The organism is Intestinibacter sp., from assembly GCF_051866655.1.
Taxonomy (GTDB): domain Bacteria; phylum Bacillota; class Clostridia; order Peptostreptococcales; family Peptostreptococcaceae; genus Intestinibacter.
In genome coordinates, this window is the sequence record NZ_JBJDXL010000137.1 from 1 (window position 1) to 6,103 (window position 6,103).

Genomic DNA, 6,103 nt, shown 5'->3' on the forward strand with positions numbered 1-6,103 from the left:
GATGAAAACAAGGACAGACTTTGGATTGCTGATCACAATAATGAGATCGTTGGCTCTATAGGTATTGTGGGCAGAGGGGATAAGGCTCAATTGAGATGGTTCTTGTTACATCCTAATTATCGCAAAATAGGTCTTGGAAAAACTCTACTAAAGAAGGCTCTTAACTATTGTAAACAGGGTGATTATAAGTCAGTTTATCTAGATACGACAGATGATTTGAAGGAAGCAATAGCGATGTACACGAGAGAAGGTTTTATGAAGATATCTGAAAAGGAAAATCATATGTGGGCAGAAAATGTGAATGAGCTGGAGTTTGAGCTTAATTTGAAGAATTGGAAGAAATAATAAGATACAATATAAAAAGTCATATAAAATAAGAAGTTTTTGCATTGGAGTACAAAAACTTCTTATTTTTATATATTTTTTGCACTCAAATGCAAAAAAATTGATTTATATTATATTGTAGTTATTTTTCAGAACTAATATAACAAGTATTTACCATATCAAGAATATCTTTATATTTGATACCTCTAATATCAAGATTTTTTAAATTAATAGGATCATTCTTTATTTCTTCTAGAAATTTATTTATATCATCAAGTACTATCTGTGGAACTTTTATTTTTTTATCGGGTTCAATATTTGCAGCTAGACGTAATACATCGTTTTTGTGTTTTTTAATATTTTTGCTATCAATTTGTTCGCCAAGTTCTTTTCTAGCAGATAAATCTATCCAAGCTTTTATTTTAAATAAAATTATGTATTCTAAATCAAGAACAGATATACCATCAATTTCTATGGAACCTTGCTTCAAAAGTTCATAATAGTTGTCATCGAGCAAAATTGCAGATAAACTTATAACATCATCACTTACATGAATAGGAGCTAATCGTTGTTCTAATGACTCTAAATAATCAGGTTTTCTGCTAAAAAGCTCAATCATATAAGGATATTGAGCATTCTTTGGTTTTTCAAATCTATAAAATTGATTTTCTCCAGTACCTTTATTAATATGCTTATATTCGGCAGATTCTATAAAGCTGATAAATTCTGAAATAAATTCTTCGTTTAATGCTTCTATAATTAAAACAATATCTAAATCTTTTGTTATACGGAATGGGATTCCATAGTTGTTTAAAATAATATCGCATGCAGTTCCGCCAATAAATACATATTGTCCTGCATAATTAGAAAATTTTTCTTTAAATTTTTCTATTCCTCGTACCATTCATAGTCCTCCATCATTTCTTCTATTGCTATTTCAATTCTGTCATCTGTTTCTTCTAAACTATAAATAAGAGTAATTGGATCAACATATTTATTTTTAGTAAGAATAGAAATATCGTATTTCACTATTTGAACTTCTGTAAGTGGTTCGTCTATTGCTACATTACTTGGAATTACTGGAATATCGAATTCTGATGCAATTTTATCAGTTGTTGCTACAATAGTATTATTAGGTTCTCCCAGCATGGTTTGTTCACCTAAGGCAGATAGACCACTTATGTATATTTTCATGTCATCTGGTAAATTATCTGTATAGAAACTCTTTTTTATTGGGTTAATTAAGTAATTTCTCCCATTTGTGAAAAATTCTTTTTTATTTTTATAAGAGTATTCTTTTTTTCTGCCAGTTTTTCCTGTGGTAGCATATTCCATCAAACCAATGCTTACAAAGAAGTCTAATGAACGTGATATTGACATCGGTGATATTGAAGTTTTTTCTGATATTAAATTTTGAGTAATAATATTGTAGTCATTGTATAAAATCCAAAGGTAAATTAATTGCATTGTAGGTGTAAATTTTTCTCTAGTTTCTTTTTGAATTTGTTTTTTAGTGCATTTTTCTAAATATGTACCAATAAACGGAAGAAATATTTGATTGTTTAAGCATACGAAAGGTATTTTTTCTTGTATCAATCTTTTTTTTCTATAATTAGTAATATCATCTAGCAAAATACCTACATTATAGCCAGTTTTTTTACTGATTATTGAAGCCTGAGCTTTTAATGTTGGTATAGATTGATTGTATAAAGGATTTATTAGTAAAAAATCTATTTCCATCATATTTACTAGATAATATTTGTAGCTTCCAACAAGATTAAGGTTTAACTTTCCTTTCGGATTCCATTTTTTTACTACAGTATTTTTATCTAAAATATCTTGAAGATATATTTTTAAATTTTTCATTTTATCACCTCTTTTTAAATATACCATTATTATTGGTAGATTGTAAATAATTTTGGTAGATTGTAAATTTTAGTAGTTATAATATAATAATTTTCATTGAAAATACTAATTTATAAGCAATATACATTTAATAAAAAGATATATTATTCATTATTGACAATATAATAAAAAGTATTTAATTTTTAATTAAATTTTTTTAATCTACCAAAAAAATATAAAATACAAAAACGAACATATATTCGCAAAACATATTGATTTAATCGAACATATGTACTATAATTAAATTATAAAACAATAATAGATAACATCTTCAAGAATTTTGAATAAATATGAGAGGGGTATTTTTATGTCAAGGGTTGCTCATTTAGTCATGGTTACAGATAAAAACAACAACAAGTTTTACGATATGGAGGAAATCGGCGATACTATACAAATCACTTACGGAAGAGTAGGTTCAAAAGGAGTAAGAAGTACTCAGCCATCGTCAAAATGGAAGAGTATCTACAACCAAAAGATAAAAAAGGGCTATGTAGATCAAACTCATCTATACAAGGTGAAGGACGAGGCGGAAGAGGACAGCTACATTCCTATAGAAAACGAGAACATAAGAAACATCGTGCGCAGACTGCAACAATACGCTATAACTACTATCAAGAATAATTTCGATGTAAACATAGATGCAGTTACAGACGATATGGTGTACGAGGCGCTGAATATTATATATTCGTTGAGCGAGTATAAGAAGGTCGAGGACTTTAATAGGGAGTTATTGAGATTGTTTTCTGTAATTCCTAGAAAAATGAACAACGTAAAGGAATTTTTAAGCGAAAATAAGAAGGATTTTGTGAAAATTATAAAGAGAGAAGAGGATTTGCTAGATGTAGTAATGGGGCAGATTTCTCAGAATAAGATTTCTCAAAAGAACGACAAGAAGGACATCACTATATTAGAGGAAATGGGACTGGAATTTGCAGAGGTCTCAGATGAGGAGGTTGCACTAATCAAGAAGGAGCTTGGCTCAGAGTCGTATAAATTCCACAACGCTTGGAGGGTCAAAAATATTGCGCAGGAGGATAAATTCGACGAATTTGCGAGATCTGAAAATATTGAGAAAACAAAGCTACTATGGCACGGCAGCAGATCAGAGAATATTTGGTCTATTTTATGCAACAGCCTAAAGCTAAAGCCAAACGCAATCATAACTGGAAAAATGTTCGGAGACGGGATATATTTTGCTCCAAAGGCAAAAAAATCCTTGGGCTACACGTCCCTAGCAGGCTCTTACTGGTCAAACGGCAACGACAACACAGGATTTATGATTTTAAACGAGGTCGCATACGGCACTCCATTTGATGTGTACGAATACGAAAACGAATACGGTAGATTTAATTATAAAAAATTAAAAAAACGCTCAGAAAAATACAACTGCATGCATGTCCACGGTTCTAAAAGTACACACAGCTTTGTCATAAACGACGAGATAATTATTTACAATGAGAGCCAATGCAGACCTAGATATCTAGTTGAATTAAAAAATAATAAGAAAAATCACGACTAAAAAATTTAAAGGACTTGCAAATTCCGCAAGTCCTTTTTAAATATTAAACTGCTTTATCGATTTTACAGCTTTTCTCAGCTCTATAAAAAGTCACAGCAATCAAGCACCCTAACACAGCTATACCAGCCAAAGCAAAGAAACCAGTACTCATACTATAGCTAGAGGCTAATTTACCAGTCAACATAGGGAAGGTAGTCATCCCAATAGCATAAAATGCTTGGAAAAATCCCATTGCAGTCGATTTCTGAAATGGCTTGACCTCCTTCATAGCCTCAGAGGTAGCGCACGAAAACAAGATTCCGCTCGATGTCCCCGGCAGTATTTGCAGCGTCATAATAACAGGCACGCTATTTACTGTAGGCACCAACACGCAGTATGTCGCGATGATCACAAGCACAGTAGGTATCAACACTCTAGGTCCGCCCTTAAACACATTTTTAGAAGACAATGCAGAGAAAGTGACCGAAGATATCATATATATAATAGAAGAAATTCCTATTATCGCATTTGAAGCACCTAAGTCGCCTAGCACTTGGTTGGTAAACGACATTGAAGTAGTCAATTGAACTCCCTGCTGAATAAGCGCTATAAATGAAAAAAGAAGAAGTCGCTTATTTGAGAATACTGAAATTAATTCGCCTACTTTGTGAGTGCTTTTTTCTGGAGCCTTCTCCTTTATAGACAGTGATAATAAAAATGTCGTCACGCCACCGCAGACACTTAAAACGCACAATCCCCTCATACTTATAGAATTATAAAGCAAGGTACTCGCGATAAATCCCATCAGCATTCCGATATTATTAAACATAACAATTCTAGCTGTAGCAGATTGCTGCTCTTCCTTAGAAAAATGTCCTGTATAAAACACCATAAATGAAATCCACATAGCAGATGCAAGTCCAGACAGCAGATTAGCTATCAAGAATCCGACTCCATTTGGCATCAAAACTCTAAAAAGTGACGCCATCCCAGATGACAACCCACCGATCATTATGAAGTATTTATGCTTTCTGACTATGTCAGCGCTCAGACCAACTGGCAGTCTAAGTAGCATCTGAGATATTCCGTACGCACCGACGATTATACCTATGAACGATGTCCCAACATTTATAGATGTAAGGTATATCGTTTGGTACGGTATATATACATATTGCGCAAACCAGAAGAAGGACACACTTATTAGAAATATCATTTCCTTCTTCTTTGAAAATTTATTATTTTCCATGATAAAATCTCCATTTCTATTTATTTACAAATATATTTTAGAAGTGCTGGTAATTACTGTCAAATGAATTTAACTCACTTGATTTATTAAAATCTTATATAAATTGAATGTCATACAACTTTTATATTGTTTCATAATGTTTGAAATGATAACCTTATATCATAGAAAATATATTTAAAGGGGAAATTACTATGAAGAAAAAAACTTTTAAGGCGGCACTAACTGCCACGATTCCTATTTTTATAGGATTTTTATTTATAGGTTTAGCCTATGGTGTTTATATGAATGCGAAGGGGTTTAACTACATATATTGCACACTTATGAGTATTATCGTATGCGCTGGAGCATTGCAATTTGTAGGGGTTGAACTTTTGGTATCTGCATTTAATCCAGTTTATGCTTTTATAATGAGTGTGATGATAAATGCTAGACATATTTTCTACAGTATTTCTATGCTAGATAAATACAAGGATACAGGGTTGAAAAAGCCGATTATGATTTTTGCGTTATGTGATGAGACCTTTTCTATAAATATAAGTGCGAAAATATCTGAGGATATGGATGAAAAATTATATTATTTTTATGTGACTTGTTTAGTTTTCTTTTACTGGGTTTTTAGCTCGTTTGTAGGAGGAGTATTAGGTGGATTTGTAAATATCAACGTCACAGGAATAGATTTTATTCTTACAGCGCTGTTTTTCGTGACTTTTATAAATCAACTAATCGAGTCAAAGCAATATGTACCATCGCTTATCGGATTGATTTCGAGCTTTATCTGCCTGATCGTATTTGGCAGAGATAATTTTATAATTCCATCTATGATAATTATATTGATTATACTGACTGTATTTAGGAATAAATTTGACAAAGGGGAAGTAGGTGACGTAGAAAATGACATTTAATCAAATAGCTATAACAATCGCAGCGATGGCACTGGGCACGATGTTGACTAGATTTTTACCGTTTATATTATTCCCAGCAAATAAGCCGACACCGCAATACGTAAATTATTTAGGACAAATACTTCCTTATTCAGTAATGGCTCTTATGGTCGTTTATACATTAAAGGATGTAAGCTTAGTAGCTCGTCCATGGGGATTACCTGAGATAATAGCACTTGCATATATAGC

7 protein-coding genes are annotated in these 6,103 nt (G+C 32.0%); 4 read left to right on the forward strand and 3 right to left on the reverse strand.

The features are described from left to right. A partial coding sequence (locus ACI3VO_RS03865; RefSeq protein WP_439756658.1) for a GNAT family N-acetyltransferase occupies positions 1-345 on the forward strand: 345 nt, incomplete at its 5' end. Positions 346-466: 121 nt separating this feature from the next. Here the strand turns inward: ACI3VO_RS03865 and ACI3VO_RS03870 are convergent. Both ACI3VO_RS03870 and ACI3VO_RS03875 read right to left on the reverse strand, forming a co-directional pair. After that, the gene (locus ACI3VO_RS03870; protein WP_439756659.1) at positions 467-1,228 is read right to left on the reverse strand and encodes a nucleotidyl transferase AbiEii/AbiGii toxin family protein; all 762 of its coding nucleotides are present in this window, start codon (positions 1,226-1,228) and stop codon (positions 467-469) included. Continuing rightward, positions 1,213-2,190: a hypothetical protein gene (locus tag ACI3VO_RS03875; RefSeq protein ID WP_439756660.1), complete on the reverse strand. Its 978-nt coding sequence runs from the start codon at positions 2,188-2,190 to the stop codon at positions 1,213-1,215. The genes ACI3VO_RS03870 and ACI3VO_RS03875 overlap by 16 nt, the downstream gene beginning before the upstream one ends. 346 nt (positions 2,191-2,536) lie before the next feature. On the opposite strand from ACI3VO_RS03875, the gene ACI3VO_RS03880 reads away from it, so the two are divergent. Beyond that, a complete protein-coding gene (locus ACI3VO_RS03880; RefSeq protein WP_439756661.1) occupies positions 2,537-3,748 on the forward strand; it encodes a hypothetical protein in 1,212 nt (403 codons plus the stop codon). 43 nt (positions 3,749-3,791) lie between these two features. Here the strand turns inward: ACI3VO_RS03880 and ACI3VO_RS03885 are convergent, their stop codons facing one another. Beyond that, positions 3,792-4,973, reverse strand: a complete 1,182-nt coding sequence (locus ACI3VO_RS03885) for an MFS transporter (protein ID WP_439756662.1) — start codon at positions 4,971-4,973, stop codon at positions 3,792-3,794. 191 nt (positions 4,974-5,164) lie between these two features. Between ACI3VO_RS03885 and ACI3VO_RS03890 the strand changes: the two genes are divergently transcribed. Next, on the forward strand, positions 5,165-5,875 hold the full coding sequence (locus ACI3VO_RS03890) for an AzlC family ABC transporter permease (protein ID WP_439756663.1): 711 nt from the start codon (positions 5,165-5,167) through the stop codon (positions 5,873-5,875). Beyond that, on the forward strand, positions 5,865-6,103 hold a 239-nt coding region (locus ACI3VO_RS03895; RefSeq protein WP_439756664.1), incomplete at its 3' end, for a branched-chain amino acid transporter permease. The genes ACI3VO_RS03890 and ACI3VO_RS03895, both read left to right, overlap by 11 nt.

Bases quoted from the DNA above. Each gene is read 5' to 3' on its own strand.
- ACI3VO_RS03870 (WP_439756659.1), bottom strand. From the start codon at position 1,228: ATGGTACGAGGAATAGAAAAATTTAAAGAAAAATTTTCTAATTATGCA.
- ACI3VO_RS03875 (WP_439756660.1), bottom strand. From the start codon at position 2,190: ATGAAAAATTTAAAAATATATCTTCAAGATATTTTAGATAAAAATACT.
- ACI3VO_RS03880 (WP_439756661.1), top strand. From the start codon at position 2,537: ATGTCAAGGGTTGCTCATTTAGTCATGGTTACAGATAAAAACAACAAC.
- ACI3VO_RS03885 (WP_439756662.1), bottom strand. From the start codon at position 4,973: ATGGAAAATAATAAATTTTCAAAGAAGAAGGAAATGATATTTCTAATA.
- ACI3VO_RS03890 (WP_439756663.1), top strand. From the start codon at position 5,165: ATGAAGAAAAAAACTTTTAAGGCGGCACTAACTGCCACGATTCCTATT.